Here is a 24,808-nt window from a genome sequence, read left to right as displayed (position 1 = left end):
TTTACTCTTTACTCTTTACTAATCCTTTTAATCCGTTAATCTGTGGCTATGCCTTAAATACATAGAAACATAGATTCTCCGGGTAAAATTAAGACGTTTCACAATTTATATTTCACATCTAACACTCCAAAAATCTATGTCTCTACTCGGTAAATTATCATTGCTAAAAGCCCAAAAAGGGATTCTATAAATCTTCATCTATGATTGCGGATAAATAAAACTCAGGGAATTTTTTGAATTTTTTACCGGTCGCAATATTAAAAAGCAAATGAGTACACAGAGCTGCTACCGACCATGATGCAATGGCCATTTGTGGCGGGGACTGACAGCCTTTTTCGATTTTGTATTTTTCAATAATACTGTCCATCCATTTTTGCGGATTTCCCCAAAATCTCAAATAACTTGAAGCGTAATCCATCATAGTCGATTCATTGAATTCTTCTTCTCCATTTGCCAGTGCGTTTAAAAGAAGGCCATCTCTGGCAATAACAGTTACCAGACTTCCCCATCCGATATTATAAGGATGCAGCACCGGAATGTCTAACTTTTGACAAGCGGTATCGAATATCAGCGGTACCGGAGAAGAAAAGTCCAGCGTATTAATTGCCGCTTTGTGACCTTTAATATGATCCCCTATGTTTTCGACCGTGAGGAAAAAATCAATGCAATTGATTTCTGCATTTTTATTGATTGATTTCAATCGTCTTGCCAAAGCATCTACTTTGTTAGAATCGATATCATCTTCTGTATAGTTCTGTCTGCTCAAATTAGACCGCTCTACCTGATCACCATCTACAATAGTGATTTTTTCAAAACCAAAACGCAGCGCACATTCCGCAATTACGCTTCCAATACCGCTTCCTGCCAGCAAAATTGGAAAATCTTTTATAATCTCTTGTTCTTCATCGCTTAGATAAAGTTTATTCTTTGAATAACGATCATCCATAGTATTATTTTTTATTCAAAATTAAACAGAAACAACCAGTACCCATTTAACCTAAAGGGTAGTTTTTACCGTTTGAACCCCCAGTATCACTGATTTAATCACCTTAAAAACCATTACAAACTGTAAATCAACGCACTAGGCACAAAACAGAAAAAACAATTAAATCACTTCAGTCAAAAAACAATTGAAATACAGCAAATTACAATAGCTGTAAAACAAAAAAACAGTTACAAGAATACTCCTGTAACTGTTTTTTTATACTCTTTTTTTAGATGAACTGTGGCTCTAAAAAACCAATTCTTCCCCAACAACAGAAGGAATCAACTGTTGTTTGTTTAAAATTTGTATGGATTCTATGTAACCGGCCAAGTTGGTAATTGTCGGCTCTTTATACAATTCCTTAAGTTCAATTTTAATATTGAATTCTTTCTGAATCTTAGAAATTACCTGAGTGGCTTTCAGACTGTGTCCGCCAAGCGCAAAAAAGATATCACTTACTCCTATTTTCGTTTTTTGTAAAACTTCCTCCCAGATGGCAACAAGCTTTTCTTCTATTTCATTCGAAGGAGCAATATACTCCTGTTGGATAACATCCTCTGTGCTTACCGATGGTAATGCTTTTTTGTCGATCTTTCCGTTGGGTGTCAGAGGGAATTTATCCAGGAAAACATAGTAACTTGGCAGCATGTATTCCGGTAATTCTCTCGAAAGTGATTGACGAAGCTGTTGTTTGTCAATAGTTGCAGTGCTTACCAAATAACTAACAATGACCGGATCGCCATTTACGGTTGCCGTGATGACCACACACTGATCGATATCTTCCTGTGATTGTAATACCTGCTCGATTTCACCCAATTCAATACGATGTCCTCTGATTTTAACCTGACTGTCTTTTCGGCCAATGTAAGCGATGGTACCGTCAGGCAGCCATTTACCTAAATCGCCTGTTTTATAAAGTTTAGTAGTATCGTTAAATGGATTTGTAATAAACTTTTCGGCGGTTAATTCAGGCTGATACAAATACCCTCTGGACAAGCCATCACCTGAGATACAGATTTCTCCAATTACCCCCACAGGCTGTAAGGCCAGCTCTTCTGAAAGGACATAGAACTGAGTGTTGTCCAGTGCTTTTCCAATAGGCACGGAATTTTCGTAAGTCCCTTCTACTCGGTAATAACTGCTGTAGGTGGTATCTTCTGATGGTCCGTACAGGTTTCTAATAGCGATGCCGGAATCTGCAAAATGGTTGGCGATACTCACCGGGAATGCCTCTCCTGCAAGGTTAATTCCAACAGCATTCTCAAAAGTGGTTCCTTTTTCGATCAGGGTATGAATTACCGATGGCACGGTATTGATTAGTACGTTTTTGTCGCTCTGAATATAATCTCCTATCGATAATCCATTAGCCAGTAAACGTATTTGTTTTCCTATGCTTAAAGGATAGAAAAATTCGTAAACAGACAAATCAAAACAATGTGAGGTTACGGCGTATAAAATATCAAAATCGGCATCACTAAATTCTCTTTGCGACCAGCATAACATCGCCACAGCGTTCTGATGGGTGATCATGACTCCTTTTGGTTTTCCTGTGGATCCTGAGGTGTAAATGATGTAGCCCAGGTGCTCTGAACTGAAAGAAATCTGCGGAAGAGATTTTGATATGGATTCTGCTTGTTTAAAACTTTCGATAAACCTATCGTCTATAGTGATTTTACATTTACTGTCTTGTTCGATGTACTCAATTCTTTGCGCCGGATAGTTGGGATCGATCGGAACGTAAGCACATCCTGATTTTAAAACCGCCAATAAGGCAATAGGCAACCACTCGCTACGGCCCAGTTTTACGCCTACTAAATCTTCTATGGCTAAGTTGTAATGGCTTAACAGGTAGTGTGATAATTCATTAGAAACCTCATCCAGTTCTTTATAGGTAAAACTTTTTGTATCGGTTAGTAGAGCGATTTGCTCCGGTGTTTTCTTCGCCTGATTAACAAATAAGTCAACCATAGTGTGATCCTTAGGATACTCTACTGCTGTGTTGTTAAAATCCTCTAGCAATTGTGTGGTCTCGGCTTCGCTCAGGTAGTTAAGCGTGGCTACTTTTTGCTCCGGATTTTGAATGGCTTTGGTTAAAAAAGTATCTAAATGATTCGCTAAACAAGCTACAAATTCTGATTCATAAATATCAGTATTGTATTCGATGTATAGGCCTAGTTCTCCCTGATATTCTGCGAAAGCAAAGGTTAAATCAAATTTGCTGAAGGGCCTCTTCAACTGCTTGTAGGATGTTATTTCAACACCATTTATAGTTAGATTTTCAGACGCCAATAATTCCCGTTGATTTTGAAATACCACTAAAACATCAAACAAAACCGAACGGCTTAAATCTCTTTTAAGATCAAGCGCTTCTACCAAACTATCAAAAGGATAATCCTCGTGAGAATAGGCTTTTAATAAGGTTTCTTTTTGTATCTTCAGTAACTCTTCAAAACTTGTTTTTTCTTCAAATGTGGTTCGAATGGCCAGCGTATTTAAATACAACCCAACCTGGTTTTCCAAATCACTGTGTTTTCTTCCCGCTATCGGTGTTCCCAAAATGATGTCCCTGTTGTTGGCATATCTGGACAGTACTCCATTTATTCCCGCCATTAAAAGCATAAAAAGTGTTACCCCATTCTGCTGTGCATGAGTGTTAAACTGAGTGGTAATTTCTTTTGAGAAGGAATGTTTTATCCCTGAACCGTTATACGTTTTAAGTTTCGGTCTTGTTTTATTGGAAGGCAGTTCCAAAACCGGCAAATCTCCTGAAAATGTCTCTAGCCATACCGCTTTAGATTTTTCCAACATGGCTTGCCTCGACGGGCTGTTTTGCCATTCTGAATAATCTTTGTACTGAATAGGTAAGTCCGATAATACAATCTCACTTCCTATCACCAATCCATTATAAATGGTTATAAATTCTTTACTCAATATCCCCATCGACCAGCCATCGCCAATAATATGATGCATATTGAGCATTAGAATATGATGATCTGTAGCTGTCTTTACGATCTCTCCTATAAAAAGAGGTCCTTTTTCTAAATCAAAAGCATGTCTTTGAAGTGTATTAGCATGATTGCTCAAAACTTCAGCTGTAGCATTATTTAAATCTGTAAACTGTAAAGCTTCACTGTATTGAGCCATCGGAACAATATACTGTCCCAAATTACCCTGATCATCTTCTTTAAAAACGGTACGTAAGCTCTCATGTCTCTTCACTAAAATTTGAAAGGCTTCGGCTAATTTTTCAAATTCCAACACCCCTTTAAATTCAAAGGCATTAAATAGGTTATAGGCTGAATTACCCGTCTCAAACTGACTTAAGGTCCACAAACGGTGCTGAGACGAAGTAAGCGCATAAGATTCTTTTATGGCAGCTTTGGGAATAGACTCTGAAGATGAAAGTAATTTGGTCAGTTCGTTTTTATGTGCTTTAATCTCTTCAATAATTTCAGGAGTTAAAGCCCCCTTCGGAGCAGTAATTTTCAAATCCCCATTTTCAACCCGAAGTCTGATATTCAAGGATTGTAACGTATGTAGTAAATTTTTTATCACGATATCATTTTTTAAATAAATTAAAAAGCATCTCTGTTTTTCAGAATCATTATATTCTCATCTCACTAGTTAGCATCAAAAAATACTATCGGCTGAATTGAGATAACTTTATATCATAATTTCATCCAAATCATCAACCGACTCTCCGGCCAATTCATTTTGAAACACAATAAATTTCAGTTTTTCCGAAACTCCAATAACATTCTGAGTTTCATACAAATCCTCAATAGAAAATCTCGTATCAAAAGCCTTGTTTATTCTGTTGATTAAAACGGTAGCTTTTAAACTGTTCCCTCCCAATTCAAAGAAATTATCCGTAATGCCAATTTTCTCCAGTTTTAGAATGTCTTGCCATATGGCTACCAGTTTTTCTTCGATTTCATTGGTCGGAGCCACATATTCCTGTTGGATGACATCCTCTGTGCTTACTGATGGTAATGCTTTTTTGTCGATCTTACCATTGGGTGTCAGAGGGAATTTGTCTAAAAACACATAAAAGCTCGGTAACATATATTCCGGTAATTCTCTCGAAAGTGATTGACGAAGCTGTTGTTTGTCAATAGTTGCGGTGCTTACCAGATAACTTACAATGACCGGATCGCCATTTACGGTTGTCGTGATGACCACACACTGATCGATATCTTCCTGTGATTGTAATACCTGCTCGATTTCACCCAATTCAATACGATGTCCTCTGATTTTAACCTGACTGTCTTTTCGGCCAATGTAAGTGATGGTACCGTCAGGCAGCCATTTACCTAAATCGCCTGTTTTATAAAGTTTAGTAGTATCGTTAAATGGATTTGTAATAAACTTTTCTGCGGTGAGTTCCGGTTGGTACAAATACCCTCTGGACAAACCATCTCCTGAGATACAGATTTCTCCAATAACTCCCACAGGCTGCAAGGCCAGCTCTTCTGAAAGGACATAGAACTGGGTGTTGTCCAGTGCTTTTCCAATAGGCACGGAATTTTCATAAGTTCCTTCTACTCGGTAATAACTGCTGTAGGTGGTATCTTCTGATGGTCCGTACAGGTTTCTAATAGCAATGCCGGAATCTGTAAAATGGTTGGCTATACTTACCGGAAACGCTTCTCCGGCAAGGTTAATTCCAACAGCATTCTCAAAAGTGGTTCCTTTTTCGATCAGGGTATGAATTACCGATGGCACGGTATTGATTAGTACGTTTTTGTCACTCTGGATATAATCTCCTATCGATAATCCATTAGCCAGTAAACGTATTTGTTTTCCTATGCTTAAAGGATAGAAAAATTCGTAAACGGACAGATCAAAACAATGTGAGGTTACGGCGTATAAAATATCAAAATCGGTATCACTAAATTCTCTTTGCGACCAGTATAACATGGCCACAGCGTTCTGATGGGTGATCATGACTCCTTTTGGTTTTCCTGTAGATCCTGAGGTGTAGATGATGTAGGCCAGATGCTGCGAACTAAAACAAATCTGCGGCAATGATTTTGATATGGATTCTGCTTGTCTGAAAGTTGTTATAAAGTTATCGTCTATGGTTATTTTACATTTACTGTCTTGTTCGATGTACTCAATTCTTTGCGCCGGATAGTTGGGATCAATCGGAACGTAAGCGCATCCTGATTTTAAAACGGCCAATAAAGCAATAGGCAGCCACTCGCTACGGCCCAGTTTTACACCTACTAAATCTTCTACGGCTAAGTTGTAATTACTTAACAGGTAGTGTGATAATTCATTCGAAACCTCGTCGAGTTCTTTATAGGTCAAGCTTTTTGTATCGGTCACTAAAGCAATCTGCTCCGGTGTTTTTTTGGCCTGATTGACAAATAAGTCAACCATAGTGTGATCCTTAGGATACGCTACTGTTGTGTCGTTAAAATCCTCTAGCAATTGTGTGGTCTCAGCTTCACTCAGGTAGTTGAGTGTGGCTACTTTTTGCTCCGGATTTTGGATGGCTTTGGTTAAAAAGTTTTCTAAATGAGCCGCTAATCGCGCTACAAATTCTGATTCATAAATATCGGTATTGTATTCGAAATCTAAAGCCATTTCTCCCTGATATTCTGAAAAAGCAAAGGTTAAATCAAATTTACTAAATGACTTTTTCAGATTTTTATAAGGTTTTATTTCAACACCGTTTATCGTTAAACTTTCAGACCCTAACAATTCCTGCTGATTTTGAAACACCACTAAAACATCAAACAAAACCGAACGGCTTAAATCTCTTTTAAGATCAAGCGCTTCTACCAAACTGTCTAAAGGATAGTCCTGATGCGAATAGGCATTGAGCAGGGTTTCTTTTTGTAGGGTCAGTAACTCTTCAAAACTTGCTGTTGCTTCAAATGTGGTTCGAATGGCCAGGGTATTTAAATATAACCCAACCTGATTTTCCAGATCACTGTGTTCTCTTCCGGCTACGGGAGTACCTAAAATAATGTCTCTGCTGTTGGTGTATCTGGACAGTAATCCGTTTATTCCGGCCATTAAAACCATAAAAGGAGTTACGCCATTTTGCTGGGCATAAGTGTTAAGTGCGGTGGTACTCTCCTTTGAGAAAGAATGTTTTATGCCTGAACCGTTATACGTTTTAAATTTGGGTCTTACTTTATTGGAAGGCAGTTCCAAAACCGGCAAATCCCCTGAGAATATCTCTAACCATAAAGCTTTGGATTTTTCCAAGACTACTTGTCTGGACGGACTGTTTTGCCATTCTGAATAATCTTTGTACTGAATAGGCAAGTCTGGTAATACGATCTCATTTCCTATAACCAATCCATTATAAATGGTTACAAATTCTTTACTCAATACCCCCATCGACCAGCCATCGCCAATAATGTGATGCATATTGAGCATTAGAATATGATGATCTGCAGTTGTCTTTACGATCTCTCCTATAAAAAGAGGTCCTTTTTCTAAATCAAAAACATGTTTTTGAAGTGTATTAATATGATTGCTAAGGACTTCAGCTGTGGCATTACTTAAATCTCTAAACTGTAAAGCTCCAGTGTATTGAGCGGCCGAAACAATATACTGTCCCAGATTCCCTTGTTTATCTTCTTTGAAAACGGTACGTAAACTCTCATGTCTTTCTACCAAAATTTGAAAGGCTTCGGCTAATTTTTCAAATTCCAGCGCTCCTATAAATTCAAATGCAGCAAATAAGTTATAGGCCGAGTTACCGCTCTCAAATTGGCTTAAAGTCCACAAACGGTATTGTGAAGAAGTAAGTGCATAAGATTCTTTTATCGCTGCGTTTGGAATTGATTCTGACGATGACAACAAGGTAATAAATCTATTTTTATGGATCTTAATGTCCTCAATAATTTCAGGAGTTAAAGTCCCCTTTGGAGCATTAATTTTCAAATCGCCGTTTTCTACCCGAAGTCTGATATTTAAGTTTTCTAATGTATGTATTAAGTTCTCTATCATGATATTATTTTTAAAGTAAACTTTGAGTTCGTCTGCAATTTTTAGAAGAGCGACACAATTGTATTAGTAAAGTGGTGGTATCAAATTATTTATTTTATGCTGTAAGCGGATTCATTTCACATTTCACAATGCAACATAACTGCAAGTAAGTGGTATTCAAAAATAAAATGAAACTCACAGTCCAATTTTAGATTAGTATCTCATCCAAATCATCAGCTGTTTCTACAGCTAATTCATTTTGAAAAAGAACAAATTTTAGCTTTTTGGAAATTCCAATAACATCCTGAGTTTCATATAAATCCTGAATGGAGAATCTCGTATCAAATGCCCGGTTGATTCTGTTGATTAAAACGGTAGCTTTTAAACTGTTTCCTCCCAATTCAAAGAAATTATCAGTAATGCCAATTTTCTCTAGTTTTAGAATGTCTTCCCATATGACTACCAGTTTTTCTTCGATTTCATTGGTCGGAGCCACATATTCCTGTTGGATAACATCCTCTGTGCTTACTGATGGTAATGCTTTTTTATCGATCTTACCGTTGGGTGTTAGTGGAAATTTATCTAAAAACACATAAAAGCTCGGTAACATATATTCCGGTAATTCTCTCGAAAGTGATTGACGAAGCTGTTGTTTGTCAATAATTGCAGTGCTCACCAGATAACTAACAATTACAGGATCGCCATTTACGGTTGCCGTGATGACCACACACTGATCGATATCTTCCTGAGATTGTAGTACCTGCTCGATTTCACCCAATTCAATACGATGTCCTCTGATTTTAACCTGACTGTCTTTTCGGCCAATGTAAGCGATGGTACCGTCAGGCAGCCATTTGCCTAAATCACCTGTTTTGTACAATTTAGTAGTATCGTTAAATGGGTTAGTAATAAACTTTTCTGCGGTGAGTTCCGCTTGGTACAAATACCCTCTGGACAAACCGTCGCCTGAGATACAGATTTCTCCAATTACCCCCACAGGCTGCAAGGCCAACTCTTCTGAGAGTACATAAAACTGGGTGTTGTCCAGTGCTTTTCCAATAGGTACGGAATTTTCATAAGTCCCTTCTACTCGGTAATAACTGCTGTAGGTGGTGTCTTCTGATGGTCCGTACAGGTTTCTAATGGCAATGCCGGAATCTGTAAAATGGTTGGCGATACTCACCGGGAATGCTTCTCCGGCAAGGTTAATTCCAACAGCATTCTCAAAGGTGGTTCCTTTCTCAATCAGGGTATGAATTACCGATGGCACGGTATTGATTAGTACGTTTTTGTCACTCTGGATATAATCTCCTATCGATAATCCATTGGCCAGTAAACGTATTTTTCTTCCGATACTTAAAGGATAGAAAAATTCATAAACGGACAGATCAAAACAATGTGAGGTTACGGCGTATAAAATATCAAAATCGGTATCGCTAAATTCTCTTTGCGACCAGCATAACATCGCCACAGCGTTCTGATGGGTGATCATGACTCCTTTTGGTTTTCCTGTGGATCCTGAGGTGTAGATGATGTAGCCCAGATGCTCTGAACTGAAAGAAATCTGCGGAAGAGATTTTGATATGGATTCTGCTTGTCTGAAAGCTTCTAAAAGACTGTCGTCTATGGTGATTTTGCATTTACTGTCTTGCTCAATATACTCAATTCTTTGCGCCGGATAGTTGGGATCGATCGGAACGTAAGCGCATCCTGATTTTAAAACGGCCAATAAGGCAATAGGCAGCCACTCGCTACGGCCCAGTTTTACACCTACCAAATCTTCTACGGCTAAGTTGTAATTACTTAACAGGTAGTGCGATAATTCATTAGAAACCTCATCGAGTTCTTTATAGGTAAAACTTTTTGTATCGGTTACTAAAGCGATCTGCTCCGGTGTTTTTTTGGCCTGATTGACAAATAAGTCAACCATGGTATGATCCTTAGGATACGCTACTGTTGTGTCGTTAAAATCCTCCAGCAATTGTGTGGTCTCAGCTTCACTCAGGTAATTGAGTGTGGCTACTTTTTGCTCCGGATTTTGGATGGCTTTGGTTAAAAAGTTTTCTAAATGAGCCGCTAGTCGTACCACAAATTCTGATTCATAAATATCAGTATTGTATTCGATGTGTAGGCTTAGTTCTCCTTGTTGTTCAGAGAAAACAAAGCTTAAATCGAATTGACTTACTTTTCTTGGATTGGCTTTGTAAGGTTTTAAGGTTAAACTTTCTATTTGTTCTGCATTTGAGTCAAATAAATCCTGTTGATTTTGTAAAACTACCAGTACATCAAAGAGTGCTGATCGGCTTGTATCTCTACCTAAACCTAGTTGTTCCACCAGATTGTCCAGCGGATATTCCTGATGGGAATAGGCATCGAGCAGGGTTTCTTTTTGTATTTGCAGCAAGGTTTCAAAATCTGCTGTTTCTTCAAAACGGGTTCGAATGGCCAGGGTGTTCAGATAAAGTCCGATTTGATTTTCCAGATCACTGTGCTCTCTTCCGGCAATTGGTGTCCCTAAAATAAGGTCTCTGGTATTGGTGTATCTCGAGAGTAATCCATTTATTGCTGCCATCAGGGTCATAAAAAGACTGCTGTTGTGTTGCTCTGAGAATGTTTTCAGGGTAACACTTGCTTCTTTGGTAAAATTATGGGTGATGGAATCTCCGGCATAGGTTTTTATTCTTGGTCGTATTTTCTCTGTCGGAAGTTCTAATACAGGCAGGTTACCGCTAAAGATATCCAGCCAGTAGGCTTCTGATTTTTTTAGTTTACTGATTTGTTCTTCACTTCTCATCCAGGTGGCATAGTCTTTATATTGTATGCTTAGCTCCGGAAGATTAATGGTTTTATTTTGGGTTAAATGATCGTAAATCGTGATAAGTTCCTGGCTTAAAATTCCCATAGACCAGCCATCACTGATAATATGGTGCATGTTGAAAAGTAACAGGTGTTTGTTTTCTGATTGTCTGATGAGTTTCAGATTGACCAAAGGAGCTTTCTCTAAATCAAATTGATGCTGATAGCTTTGGAGAATTCTTTCTTCTACTATTGCCTGCTGATTTTCAACATTAGTAAAATCTTCATAATCTACTTTGAAGTCAATGTCTTTGGCATCGATTACAAATTGACGCACTTCTCCTTCTTCATTTCGTTTGAAGTAAGTTCTTAGGGTTTCATGTCTGGCAATAAGAAGGTTGAAAGCTTCTGTTAATTGCGCTGTGTTTAAATTTCCTTCTAATTCAAACGAACCGGGAATGTTGTAGGCCTGACTTCCACCTTCAAACTGGCTTAATATCCATAAGCGGTGCTGAGAAGAGCTTAAAACGTAGCTTTCCTGCTGCTCTGCTTTGGGTATAGCGGTGAAGGTTCCTTCCTCAAGTTTGCTGATGATTCCTGAGATGGTTGGATTCAAAAAGACGTCTTTTACGCTGATCTGATAGCCTAATTGTCGGTTGATTTTATTGGCTACCAAAATTACTTTCAGACTGTGTCCGCCCAATTCAAAGAAATTGTCTGTGGTTCCTATGGTTTTTATCCCCAGTATTTCTTCCCAGATTGCAGCGAGCTGTTTCTCTAAAACGGTCTCCGGAGCGGTATATTCTTGCTGAATCTTGTCGTTTACATCCACTTTAGGCAATACTTTTAGATCCACTTTACCATGGGAGGTTAATACAATGGCGTCTAATTGTACATAGTAACCCGGAAGCATATAATCAGGTAAATATTGGCTCAATTGGGCACGAAGTTCTTGTTTGTCAAGCTCTTTTTCTCCTACCACATAGGCTACTATTGCGGGTTCTGTCTCTATGTTTTGTACGGTTACAACACACTGACTGACGCTGTCTTGTGTTAATAAGGCATGTTCGATTTCACCGAGTTCTATTCGGTGGCCTCTTACTTTTACCTGTTGGTCTTTTCTACCTGTGAGTTCGATGCTGCCATCGGGTAACCATCGGCCCAGATCGCCTGTTTTGTAGAGTCTGGCTCCTGCAATTAAGGGATGGGCGATGAATTTTTCTTCGGTGAGTTCTGCATTGTTCAGGTATCCTCTGGACAGGCTGTTTCCGGAGATGCAGAGTTCTCCAAATACACCGATGGGCTGCAATTCCAGGTTATCGGACAGAATATAGATCTGGCTGTCTTTTAAGGGTTTGCCAATTGAAACAAGATTTCTTTGCAGATCGCTTTGTTCTACTCTTCCCATAACAGCACTAATAGTAGCTTCTGTTGGGCCGTACTTGTTGTAGAAGTCGGCTATTTTAATCATTTTTTCGGCCAGATTTTTTGGGCATACTTCTCCTGCTGCAACGATTCTTTTCAGGGTCTTGCAGGCAGAAAGGTGCTCTAAATGTGACAAATAACCCGGGGTGGCATGCAGGTGGGTTACACTATGTTCTTTCAATAGGTTTATAAAATCGGTTGGATCAATGATACGCTCTTTTGATGCGCCTATCAGGGTGGCTCCGCTAAGCAAAGCCAAAAAGATCTGTTCCATTGACGCATCAAAGGCGTTGTTGGAGAATTGTACGATACGATCGGACGCATCAAACCCGAATTCTTCTTTTTGATTTAGGATATAATTCACCAAACTTTTGTGCTCGATCATTACGCCTTTGGGCTGTCCTGTGGAACCTGAGGTATAAATGACATACATGAGGTTCTCCGGAGTCAAAGAAATAACAGGTAATGTAGTTGGATAATTGTCCTGACGGGAGATGAAATTCGCCAATAACTTCTCGTCAATAACAACTTTACATTTACTGTCTTGCTCGATATAAGCAATTCTTTGCTCCGGATAACCCGGATCTATAGGAACATACACACCGCCGGTTTTCAATACGGCTAAAAGAGAGATGTATATCCACTCGCTGCGCTCTAATTTTACAGCAATAAGGTCCTCTGTTTTTATCTCATACTCCTTCAATAAATAATGCGCCAACTGGCTGGAAAGCCCGTTGAGTTCTCTGTAAGTCAGCGATCTGTTTTCAAAAACTACCGCTACGGCATCAGGGGTTTGCCCGGCTTGCTGCTCGAACATTTCAACGGCTGTAGTTTCTATTATTGCTTCTGCTTTTGAAGTGCTAAAATCTTCCAGAAGGATCGCTTTCTCTGAGCTTGAAATGTAATCAATACTGGCTACTTCTTGATTCGGATTTTGGATTCCTTTCCTTAAAAAACTATCCAAATGAGAAGCCAGACGCGTTACAAAATCCAATTCATAAATATCAGTATTGTAATCTATTACCAAGGACAATTGGTCTTGTTTTTCTGAAAAAGAAAAGTTTAAATCGAACTTACTAACTGACTTTTCCTGATTTTTATAAGGTGTTATTTCAAGACCGTTTAGTACTAACCCTTGAGATGTTAATAACTCTTCCTGGTTTTGAAATACCACTAAAACATCAAACAAAACTGATCGGCTTAAGTCTCTTTTAAGATTAAGCGCTTCGACCAAACTGTCGAAAGGATAGTCCTGATGCGAATAGGCTTTTAATAAGGTTTCTTTTTGTACCGTTAGTAATTCTTCAAAACTTGCTGTTGCTTCAAAAGTGGTTCGAATGGCCAGCGTATTCAAATACAACCCAACCTGATTTTCGAGATCACCATGTTTTCTTCCTGCTACCGGAGTTCCTAAAATAATATCTCTGGTATTGGCATATCTGGACAGTAATCCGTTGATTCCGGCCATTAAAAGCATAAAAAGTGTCACGCCATTTTGCTGGGCATAGGCATTCAGCGCAGTAGTACTCTCTTTTGAAAAAAAATGATATACTCCTGAACCGTTATAAGTTTTAAAATTAGGCCTTGTCCTGTCGGACGGCAATTCTAAAACCGGTAAATCGCCTGAGAATGTCTCTAACCATACAGCTTTAGATTTTCCCAATACTGCTTGTCTGGACGGGCTGTTTTGCCATTCTGAATAATCTTTGTATTGAATAGGCAAATCAGGCAATATGATCTCGTTTCCTATGGCCAGTTCATTGTAAATGGCCATAAACTCTTTACTCAATATTCCCATTGACCAACCATCGCCAATAATATGATGCATATTAAGCATCAAAATATGATGATCTGTGGCTGTCTTTACAATCTCTCCTAAAAAAAGTGGTCCTTTTTCTAAGTCGAAAGTATGCCTTTGAAGTGCATTAGCATGATTGCTTAAGGCTTCAGTCGTGGCATTATTTAAATCTGTAAATTGTAAAACCCCACTGTACTGGGCAAAAGGGATGATATACTGTCCCAAAACTCCTTGTTCATCTTCTTTAAAAACGGTACGCAAACTCTCATGTCGTTCCATTAAAATCTTAAAAGTCTGATTTAGCTTTTCAAAATTTAATGCGCCTTTAAATTCATAGGCATCAAAAATATTATAAGCCGAATTACCTCCTTCAAACTGACTTAAAGTCCATAGCTGCTGTTGAGGCGAAGTAAGTGCATATGATTCTTTTATCGCAGCTTTTGGGATAGACTCTGAAGACGAAAGTAGTTTGATCAACTCATTTTTACAGGCTTTAATACTTGCAATAATTTCAGGAGTCAAAGCACCTTTCGGAGCATTAATTTTCAGATCTCCATTTTCTATCCGAAGTCTGATATTTAAGGATTGTAACGTTTGTATTAGATTCTTTATCATGATATGATTTTTAAAGTAGGTTGGAATGCTTATATGATTTTTTTAAAACATACCACTATCTGTCTCAATAGTTGGAAGCCAAATGCACCTACCTGCTGAGCATAATTAATTTTAAAAAATAGAAACACTCTTTTTTCTGGAAAAGGTCTACGTCCTTAAAACGTATATAGTAATACAGTGAATTATACTCATAAATCGAGCATATTAGATGTTGCAAAAAAAAGCATGGCTATTAAAATACAGCCATGCTTAAGCTATAAAATGAAACTCGCGATTAGATTTTATAGTAAACCGTTGGGGTAAAAAATAGTAAACACTATAAATTATATCAATATCTCATCCAGATCATCAGCTGTCTCTACAGCTAATTCATTTTGAAACAGAATAAATTTTAATTTCCTGGAAACTCCTGTGATATCTTGAGTTTTGTATAAATCCTGAATTGAAAGTCTTGTATCAAAAGCTCTGTTTATTTTGTTGATTAAAACGGTAGCTTTTAAACTGTTCCCTCCCAATTCAAAGAAATTATCCGTAATGCCAATTTTCTCTAGTTTTAGAATGTCTTCCCATATGGCTACCAGTTTTTCTTCGATTTCATTGGTCGGAGCCACATATTCCTGTTGGATAACATCCTCTGTGCTTACTGATGGTAATGCTTTTTTGTCGATCTTACCATTAGGTGTCAGAGGAAATTTATCTAAAAACACATAAAAGCTCGGTAACATATACTCTGGTAATTCTCTCGAAAGTGACTGACGAAGCTGTTGTTTGTCAATAGTTGCGGTGCTCACCAGATAACTCACAATGACCGGATCGCCATTTACGGTTGCCGTGATGACCACACACTGATCGATATCTTCCTGTGACTGCAATACCTGCTCGATTTCACCCAATTCAATACGATGTCCTCTGATTTTAACCTGACTGTCTTTTCGGCCTATATAAGCGATGGTACCGTCAGGCAGCCATTTACCTAAATCGCCAGTTTTGTACAATTTAGTAGTATCGTTAAATGGGTTTTTGATAAATTTTTCTGCGGTGAGTTCCGGTTGGTACAAATACCCTCTGGACAAACCGTCTCCTGAGATACAGATTTCTCCAATAACTCCCACAGGCTGCAAGGCCAACTCTTCTGAGAGTACATAAAACTGGGTGTTGTCCAGTGCTTTTCCAATAGGCACGGAATTTTCGTAAGTCCCTTCTACTCTGTAATAACTGCTGTAGGTGGTGTCTTCTGATGGTCCGTACAGGTTTCTAATGGCGATGTCGGAATCTGCAAAATGGTTGGCGATACTCACTGGGAATGCTTCTCCGGCAAGGTTGATTCCAACAGCATTCTCAAAAGTGGTTCCTTTTTCGATCAGGGTATGAATTACCGATGGAACGGTATTGATCAGTACGTTTTTGTCGCTCTGGATATAATCTCCTATCGATAATCCATTGGCCAGTAAACGTATTTGTTTTCCGATGCTTAAAGGATAGAAAAATTCATAAACCGACAAATCAAAACAATATGAGGTTACGGCGTATAAAGTATCAAAATCGGTATCACTAAATTCTCTCTGCGACCAGCATAACATGGCTACAGCGTTCTGGTGGGTGATCATGACTCCTTTTGGTTTTCCTGTGGATCCCGAGGTGTAGATGATGTAGCCTAGGTGCTCAGAACTGAAAGAAATCTGCGGCAACGATTTTGATATAGATTCTGCTTGTCTGAAAGTTGTTATAAAGTTATCGTCTATGGTTATTTTACATTTACTGTCTTGTTCGATGTACTCAATTCTTTGCGCCGGATAGTTGGGATCGATCGGAACGTAAGCGCATCCTGATTTTAAAACGGCCAATAAGGCAATAAGCAGCCACTCGCTACGGCCCAGTTTTACGCCTACTAAATCTTCTACGGCTAAGTTGTAATTACTTAACAGGTAGTGTGATAATTCATTCGAAACCTCATCGAGTTCTTTATAGGTAAAACTTTTTGTATCGGTTATTAAAGCGATCTGCCCGGGTGTTTTCTCTGCCTGGGCTACAAATAAGTCAACCATCGTATTGTCCTTAGGATACGCTACTGCTGTGTCGTTAAAATCCTCTAGCAATTGTGTGGTCTCAGCTTCGCTCAGGTAGTTAAGCGTGGCTACTTTTTGCTCCGGATTTTGGATGGCTTTGGTTAAAAAGTTTTCTAAATGAGCCGCCAGTCGCACTACAAATTCTGATTCGTAAATATCAGTATTGTATTCGATGTGTAGGCTTAGTTCTCCTTGTTGTTCGGAGAAAACAAAGCTTAAATCGAATTGACTTACTTTTCTTGAATTGGCTTTGTAAGGTTTTAAGGTTAAACTTTCTATTTGTTCTGCATTTGAATCAAATAAATCCTGTTGATTTTGCAAAACTACCAGTACATCAAAAAGTGCTGATCGGCTTGTATCGCGTCCTAAACCTAGTTGTTCTACCAGATTGTCCAGCGGATATTCCTGATGGGAATAGGCATCAAGCAGGGTTTCTTTTTGTATGGTTAATAGTTCTTCAAAACTGGCATTTTCTTCAAATGTGGTTCGAATGGCCAGGGTATTGAGATAAAGTCCGATTTGATTTTCCAGATCACTGTGCTCTCTTCCGGCAATTGGTGTCCCTAAAATAAGGTCTCTGGTGTTGGTATATCTCGAGAGTAGTCCGTTGATTGCTGCCATCAGGGTCATAAAAAGACTGCTGTTGTGTTGCTCTGAGAATGTTTTCAGGGTAACACTTGCTTCTTTGCTGAAATTATGGGTGATGGAATCTCCGGCATAGGTTTTTATTCTTGGTCGTATTTTCTCTGTCGGAAGTTCTAATACAGGCAGGTTACCGCTAAAGATATCCAGCCAGTAGGCTTCTGATTTTTTTAGTTTACTGATTTGTTCTTCACTTCTCATCCAGGTGGCATAGTCTTTATATTGTATGCTTAGCTCCGGAAGACTGATGGTTTTATTTTGGGTTAAATGATCGTAAATCGTGATAAGTTCCTGGCTTAAAATTCCCATAGACCAGCCATCACTAATGATGTGATGCATGTTAAAGAGTAACAGGTGTTTGTTTTCTGATCGTCTGATGAGTTTCAGATTGACCAAAGGGGCTTTCTCTAAATCAAACTGATGTTGATAGCTTTGGAGAATTCTTTCTTCTACTATTGCCTGCTGATTTTCAACATTAGTAAAATCTTCATAATCTACTTTGAAGTCAATGTCTTTGGCATCGATTACAAATTGACGCACTTCTCCCTGATCGTCTCTTTTGAAGTAGGTTCTTAGGGTTTCATGTCTGGCAATAAGAAGGTTGAAAGCTTCTGTTAATTGCGCTGTGTTTAAATTTCCTTCTAATTCAAACGAACCGGGAATGTTGTAGGCCTGACTTCCGCCTTCGAACTGGCTTAATATCCATAAGCGGTGCTGAGAAGAGCTTAAAACGTAGCTTTCCTGCTGCTCTGCTTTGGGTATAGCGGTGAAGGTTCCTTCCTCAAGTTTGCTGATGATTCCTGAGATCGTTGGGTTCAAAAAGACATCTTTTACGCTGATCTGATAGCCTAATTGTCGGTTGATTTTATTGGCTACTAAGATGACTTTCAGACTGTGTCCGCCCAATTCAAAGAAATTATCTGTGGTTCCTATGGTTTTTATACCCAGTATTTCTTCCCAGATTGCAGCGAGTTGTTTCTCTAAAACGGTCTCCGGAGCGGTATATTCTTGTTGAATCTTGTCGTTTACATCTACTTTAGGCAATGCTTTTAGATTCACTTTACCATGGGAGGTTAATGCAATGGCGCCTAATTGGACATAATACCCCGGAAGCATATAATCAGGCAAATATTGGCTCAATTGGGCGCGAAGTTCTTGTTTGTCAAGCTCTTTTTCTCCCACCACATAGGCTACTATTGCGGGTTCTGTCTCTATGTTTTGTACGGTTACCACACACTGACTGATATTGTCTTGTGTTAATAAGGCGTGTTCGATTTCACCGAGTTCTATTCGGTGGCCTCTTACTTTTACCTGCTGGTCTTTTCTACCTGTGAGTTCGATGCTGCCATCGGGTAACCATCGGCCCTGATCGCCTGTTTTGTAGAGTCTGGCTCCTGCAATGAAGGGATGGGCGATGAATTTTTCTTCGGTGAGTTCAGCATTGTTCAGGTATCCTCTGGACAGGCTGTTTCCGGAGATGCACAGTTCTCCAAATACACCGATAGGCTGCAATTCCAGGTTATCGGATAGAATATAGATCTGGCTGTCTTTTAAGGGTTTGCCAATTGAAACAAGGTTTCTTTGCAGATCGCTCTGCTCTACTCTTCCCATAACAGCGCTAATGGTGGCTTCTGTTGGGCCGTACTTGTTGTAGAAGTCGGCTATTTTAATCATTTTTTCGGCCAGATTTTTTGGGCATACTTCTCCTGCTGCAACGATTCTTTTCAGGGTCTTGCAGGTAGAAAGGTGCTCTAAATGTGACAAATAACCCGGGGTGGCATGCAGGTGGGTTACACTGTGTTCTTTCAATAGGTTTATAAAATCGGTCGGATCAATGATACGCTCTTTTGGAGCACCTATCAGGGTGGCTCCGTTAAGCAAAGCCAAAAAGATCTGTTCCATTGACGCATCAAAGGCGTTGTTGGAGAATTGTACGATACGATCGGACGCATCAAACCCGAATTCTTCTTTTTGATTTAGGATATAATTCACCAAACTTTTGTGCTCGATCATTACGCCTTTGGGCTGTCCTGTGGAACCTGAGGTATAAATGACATACATAAGGTTCTCCGGAGTCAAAGAAATTACAGGTAATGTGGTTGGATAATTGTCCTGACGGGAGATGAAATTCGCCAATAACTTCTCGTCAATAACAACTTTACAGGCACTGTCTTGCTCGATATAAGCAATTCTTTGCTCCGGATAACCCGGATCTATAGGAACATAAACACCGCCGGTTTTCAATACGGCCAAAAGGGAGGTGTAAATCCACTCGCTGCGCTCTAATTTTACAGCAATAAGGTCCTCTGTTTTTATCTCATACTCCTTCAATAAATAATGCGCCAACTGGCTGGAAAGCTCATCTAGTTCTTTGTAAGTTAATGATCTGTTTTCAAAAACTACTGCTACGGCATCAGGGGTTTGCCCGGCTTGCTGCTCGAACATTTCAACGGCTGTAGCTTCTACTATTGCTTCTACTTTTGAAGTGCTAAAATCTTCCAAAAGAATCGCTTTCTCTGAGCTTGAAATGTAATCCAAACTTGCCAGTGATTGCGCAGGATTTTCAACAAGAGCCTCTAAAACTTTAAGGTATGCTTTCAGTACACGTTTCATTGTGGCATACTTAAAGATCCCTGCATTGTAATCCCATTCTACCGAAATTCTTCTGTCCGGTTTATTATCTGTTAAAGAATCGATTTGTTCGTATACGGTATTGACAACAACACTAATATCAAATCGGGATGTTTTATTGTGCCCGTTCAAAATTTCGATGTCCGCATCCAGCAAAGACATGCTTTGTACCGGAACGTTCACAAAACTAAACATGTATTGAAATAACGGATGCAGATTTAAACTCCTTTCCGGATTTATTCTTTCTACTACTTTTCCAAAAGGGGTATCATCATAAGAATAAGCATCCAGGCAGGTTTCTTTCACCTCGTTAAGTACCTCTGCTAAGGAATTTTCATTGCTAAACGTAGTACGTAATGCGATCGTATTTACAATCATACCTAAAACTTCCTGGAATTCTTTATAACGTCTGTTGGCAACTGCTGTCCCCACAGAAATATCGGTTTGATTGCTAAATTTATGCAGCACTATTTTAAAGGCTGCGAGCATTGTGATAAACAACGACACGTCTTGTTTTTCGGAAAACTGACGTAGTTTTTCGGAAAAATCTAATGAAAATACATGCTCTATCGTACCGCCTTTTTTCACAGTAGTTTCCTCTCTTTCGAAATCTAAAGGCAACAACAATCCGTTAGAAAAACCTTCAAATTTGTTTTCCCAATAATCCAATTTTTCGCTGATAACACTTTCGTTCAGACTATTTCTTTCCCAATAAGCATAGTCTTTAAAAGTAACTTCAGGCTTCTCTGCCACAAAATCAGGATCTCTTTTTAATTCATTATAAATATCAACGAAATCTCTAAACAAGATTCCCTGCGTCCATCCGTCTAAAATTAAGTGATGCTCACAAAATACAAGTACACTTTCCTGATCGGAGAACTTTAATAATTCTATTCTAAAAAGCGGTCCTTCTTCAATTTCAAAAGCACGGCTCTCTATTCTTTCCAGACTATCGGCAATTACTTTCTCTTTGTTTTCTTTATTTTTTATTCCGGTATAATCTACAACCGGAATGGTATACCCAAATGGAGGTAGTATTTTTTGATAAGGCTTACCTTCCTGATTCACAAAAACAGTTCTTAAAATCTCATGTTTTTTGATCAGTTTCGCAAACGTTTCTTCGAGTGCGGCAACCTCAACAAAACCTTTTAATTTCATGGCTCTTGATACGTGATAAGAAGTATCGGCACTATTCAGCTGATTTAAAAACCATAATCTTTCTTGTGAAAAAGACAACGGGTACAACTCTTGCTCAGGAGCTTTAATATTTTGAACTTCTTTTTTGTTTAAAGTAGGAACCAGTTCACTAATTTCTTTGATAGTAGGAGATTTGTAAAAATCTCTTAACGACAATTCAATTCCTTTTTGATCACGTAAACTGCTTATAAACTGATTGGCCAATAAAGAGTGTCCTCCTAATTCGAAAAAACTCACGTTTACATCAACCTGATCAAGGCGTAATAATTCCTGCCAGATTGAAGCGATCTCTTTTTCTTCGGGTGTTACCGGCAATTGAACTGCTTCTGCAATGTTTATAGTTTTAGGTTCCGGTAAACTCTTAATATCAATTTTTCCGTTAGGAATTAAAGGAATAGCATCTAAGATTACAAAATGCGTCGGAATCATAAATTCCGGTAAATGAGCTTTTAAATCAATTACTAAAGAAGATATATTGATAAAAGACTCGTTGGCTACTAAATAGGCAATCAGAATAGGCATTCCTCCCACTTCATTAATACACACATAACTGTCTACCACATATGCATTTACTTTTTGTATGGCTTGTTCTATTTCTCCTACTTCAATACGATATCCTTTGTAACTAAGCTGACTGTCTTTTCTGCCATAAAAAATCAAATTATTGTCTACGCTCCACTTTCCTAAATCTCCGGTTTTGTAGATACGCTCTCCATTTATATGGATAAAGGCATTATCTGTCAATTCTTTTTTATTGAGATAAGAAACTGCTAAACCTAAACCGGAAAGTCCAATTTCTCCAATGGCACCTTTTGGTAATATTTTTGTTCCGTCTAACAGGTATACTCCTCTATTGGTAATTGGTTTCCCGATAGGAAATGAAGTATCTGTTTCATTCACTTTATAATAGGTCGCACATACTGTACTTTCTGTAGGACCATAGGTATTGTAGATATCATAACTGGCTGTAAGCTGATCTACCTGGTGTGGTTTTAACGTATCACCTCCGCTAATAATGGTTTTAAAATTAAAATTGTAATTTTTATGGTTGTCATTAAGATACTGAAGCACAAAAGGATTCGTACTCAATAAAGTAATTCCAAAACGCTCGCAGTCTCTCAATAATTTATTAAAATCTTTTGTATCATGAGCAATCACTAAATTCCCTCCCACCGATAAAATCGGGAAAATTTCTTCTACAGAAGTATCAAAAGCAGTAGAAGCCTGCTGTAATACAATATCTTCTTCGGTAAGATTAAAATAAGTACCGAATGTAAGCACATAATCGTATAAAGAAGCGTGATTGATAACAACACCTTTAGCGTCTCCTGTTGAACCGGAAGTATAAATAATATAAGCTTCATCTTCAGGTTTCAAAGCAGCAGGAATATAATTTTCCGCTATTTTATGCTCTTCCGGAATACGATCTATATTGTATTCTTTGTCTTCTGAAATAGAATTGGAAAATGAATCTGTTAAGATAAAACCTAAACCGGCATCTTTTATAATATAGTGTTTTCTTTCCTCCGGATATGCATTATCAATAGGTACATAAACAGCTCCCGTTTTTAAGGCTGCCAAAATTCCAATAATACTTTTCTCAGATCTCGAAAGCATCACTCCTACCTTATCTCCTTTTTTAACGCCGTTGGACTGTAAATAGGAAGCTATGATATTAGCACGTGCATCAAGGGCTTCATAAGTTAAAAAATTAGTTTGACAAGAAACCGCTGTTTTTGAACTATAGCCCGCTACCGCAGCATTCCAAAGATTTAAGAAAGTCTGTTCCGGTCTTTTTACAACAGGTCCTTTTGAAATCGCTTGTATTTCTTCTAACTGTTCTTTGCTCGAAATTTCAATCTCGGCTATAGCAGTATGATTGGTCTCCTGTAATTCTGTCAATACTTTTCTGAAAGAGGCAATCAGCTGATTGGCTTCAAATTTTGACACATATTTTTCATTGATATCAAATCTAAAACTAAGATCTCCGTTGATCCCTTCAAAAACGTGAATAGAAATAGGATCTTCTTCACTGTCATTAGACAATGGATGTATGCTGGCTTTATTCCCCGAAAATTCAGATTCGTATTGCATGCGCTCGTATGACAATCGTACATCATAAAGCTTTGAGTTTTCCTGTGGCAGATTTCGCAGGATGTCGGCCTGCTGAAAACGCTGATGCCTGTAACAGGTAAAAAGTGTGGTTCTGATTTCTTTTATAAAATCGCTTACAGATGCCGTTGTTTCTAACGTCAGTTTTAACGGTAACATGCTCAAAAACGGTCCGAAAGTATTTTTTTCGGCAGCATTTTTTCGGTTCAAAATAGGCATCCCTAAATTGACTTCTTCTCTGTTGTAATATTTAGACAATACAATAGAGAAACAGCCCAGGAGTAAATGAAAAATACTCAGTCTTTCTGTTTTTACAAACGACCATAAGGCTTCGTTCTCTTCCTCTGTAAGTGCAATTTCGATATTACAGTGGCCTGCTGATTTATTGGTACCCGTGTAGATCAAAGAAGGCAGATCTTCGTAACGGCCTAACCAGAAGTTTTTATCAATAGAAAAATCTTCCGAAGCTCTGTACGCATTGTCTAATGCGATAAAAGATTCGTAAGACAGTTTGTTTTTTCCTATACATAAATCATCATACACCACAGTGGTGCCCAATTGCTCGTAAATTCGTTTTACTTTATTGAACAATAACTGAAATGAAAAACCGTCAGAAATGATATGGTGAAGTTTAGAATACCAGATATACGATTCAGGAGCCACTTTAATAAGCCACATTTTGTACAGCTGTTTGTCCTTTTCGATATCAAAAGGAATTACAAAATCTTTCCCGATCATCTCAATCGCTTTTGATTCTTCCCAATCTTCGATACAGGTCAAGGCCAAATCACTGTTTGCTTCCTGAATGGAATATACAGGAAAACCACTCTTTTCTTCAAAAACAAAAGAAAAAATATCGTTTTCTTTAATCAGAATATTGAATGCTGTTTTAAAACGCTCCACATCAACACTTCCGTTAATAAATGCATAACCGCCAATATTGTATTTTGGTGATTCATTGTCAAGTATCTGATCAAGCCAGATATATTTCTGAACATTTGTGACATTATTTTTCATAAGTCTGCTTTTTATAATTTGAATAAATACCGAAAACGTAAGGTTATCGTACCATTTTGATTTGTAGTATGGATAAAAACAACCACCCCCCGATTTCACTACAGAGGGTAATTGATAGTATAGTAAGATTTATAGGGTGTTTTTCCTTTGAGAACAAGGAAATGAGGAGTTTAAAACCTATGCCTTTGCAAGGACGTTTTCTTCCGGATTGGATAAATACGACAAAGGTATTATGGCTGATATATTCTGGCGTAATGAACTTAATCGTACGCTGATTCTGTGCTGATTGTCGACTCTGAAAACTTCACATTCCAAACCTGATAGTTCGCCATGTTCGATTTTAAGTTTATCGCCTATTTTTGGCAGTGCCGATTCGACTTGAACATCGGTCATATCTTTTCCCTGGGTAAAGAGTTTGATATAAGCGATTTCTTCTTCGGAAACTTTGCCGTATTCTTTGCCGAAAGACAAGTAGGAACAACCGCTCTCTACATTTAAAGCATCATGAAAGTCTTTGTTGTTTCTAATGTTTACAAAAACATAACTGGGAAATAAGGGAATTTCAATTTTCTT

The 24,808-nt window shown here is 38.4% G+C and carries 6 protein-coding genes; all 6 read right to left on the bottom strand.

Annotated elements, in window-relative coordinates; genetic code table 11:
- Positions 1-184: 184 nt before the first annotated feature.
- The gene (locus B0A80_RS13765) at positions 185-946 is read right to left on the bottom strand and encodes a ThiF family adenylyltransferase (protein WP_017498831.1); all 762 of its coding nucleotides are present in this window, start codon (positions 944-946) and stop codon (positions 185-187) included.
- Positions 947-1,231: 285 nt separating this feature from the next.
- A complete protein-coding gene (locus B0A80_RS13760; RefSeq protein ID WP_165769257.1) occupies positions 1,232-4,540 on the bottom strand; it encodes a non-ribosomal peptide synthetase in 3,309 nt (1,102 codons plus the stop codon).
- Between the two features lie 108 nt (positions 4,541-4,648).
- On the bottom strand, positions 4,649-7,957 hold the full coding sequence (locus B0A80_RS13755) for a non-ribosomal peptide synthetase (protein ID WP_089077639.1): 3,309 nt from the start codon (positions 7,955-7,957) through the stop codon (positions 4,649-4,651).
- 187 nt (positions 7,958-8,144) lie between these two features.
- The gene (locus B0A80_RS21025) at positions 8,145-14,570 is read right to left on the bottom strand and encodes a non-ribosomal peptide synthetase (protein ID WP_233430750.1); all 6,426 of its coding nucleotides are present in this window, start codon (positions 14,568-14,570) and stop codon (positions 8,145-8,147) included.
- A 323-nt stretch (positions 14,571-14,893) separates the two neighbouring features.
- Entirely contained in the window at positions 14,894-24,235 is a 9,342-nt protein-coding gene (locus B0A80_RS13745; RefSeq protein ID WP_089077638.1) for a non-ribosomal peptide synthetase, read from the bottom strand.
- 177 nt (positions 24,236-24,412) lie between these two features.
- On the bottom strand, positions 24,413-24,808 hold a 396-nt coding region (locus B0A80_RS13740), incomplete at its 5' end, for an antitermination protein NusG (protein ID WP_089077637.1).

Origin of the sequence: Flavobacterium tructae, assembly GCF_002217475.1 — a bacterium.
Classification (GTDB): Bacteria; Bacteroidota; Bacteroidia; order Flavobacteriales; family Flavobacteriaceae; genus Flavobacterium; species Flavobacterium tructae.
The sequence above is the reverse complement of the archived record's forward strand: the minus strand, read 5'-3'. Positions and strand labels throughout refer to the sequence as shown.

Excerpts from the sequence above, each read along its gene's own strand:
- B0A80_RS13765 (WP_017498831.1), bottom strand. The coding sequence starts at position 946 with ATGGATGATCGTTATTCAAAGAATAAACTTTATCTAAGCGATGAAGAA.
- B0A80_RS13755 (WP_089077639.1), bottom strand. The coding sequence starts at position 7,957 with ATGATAGAGAACTTAATACATACATTAGAAAACTTAAATATCAGACTT.
- B0A80_RS21025 (WP_233430750.1), bottom strand. The coding sequence starts at position 14,570 with ATGATAAAGAATCTAATACAAACGTTACAATCCTTAAATATCAGACTT.
- B0A80_RS13745 (WP_089077638.1), bottom strand. The coding sequence starts at position 24,235 with ATGAAAAATAATGTCACAAATGTTCAGAAATATATCTGGCTTGATCAG.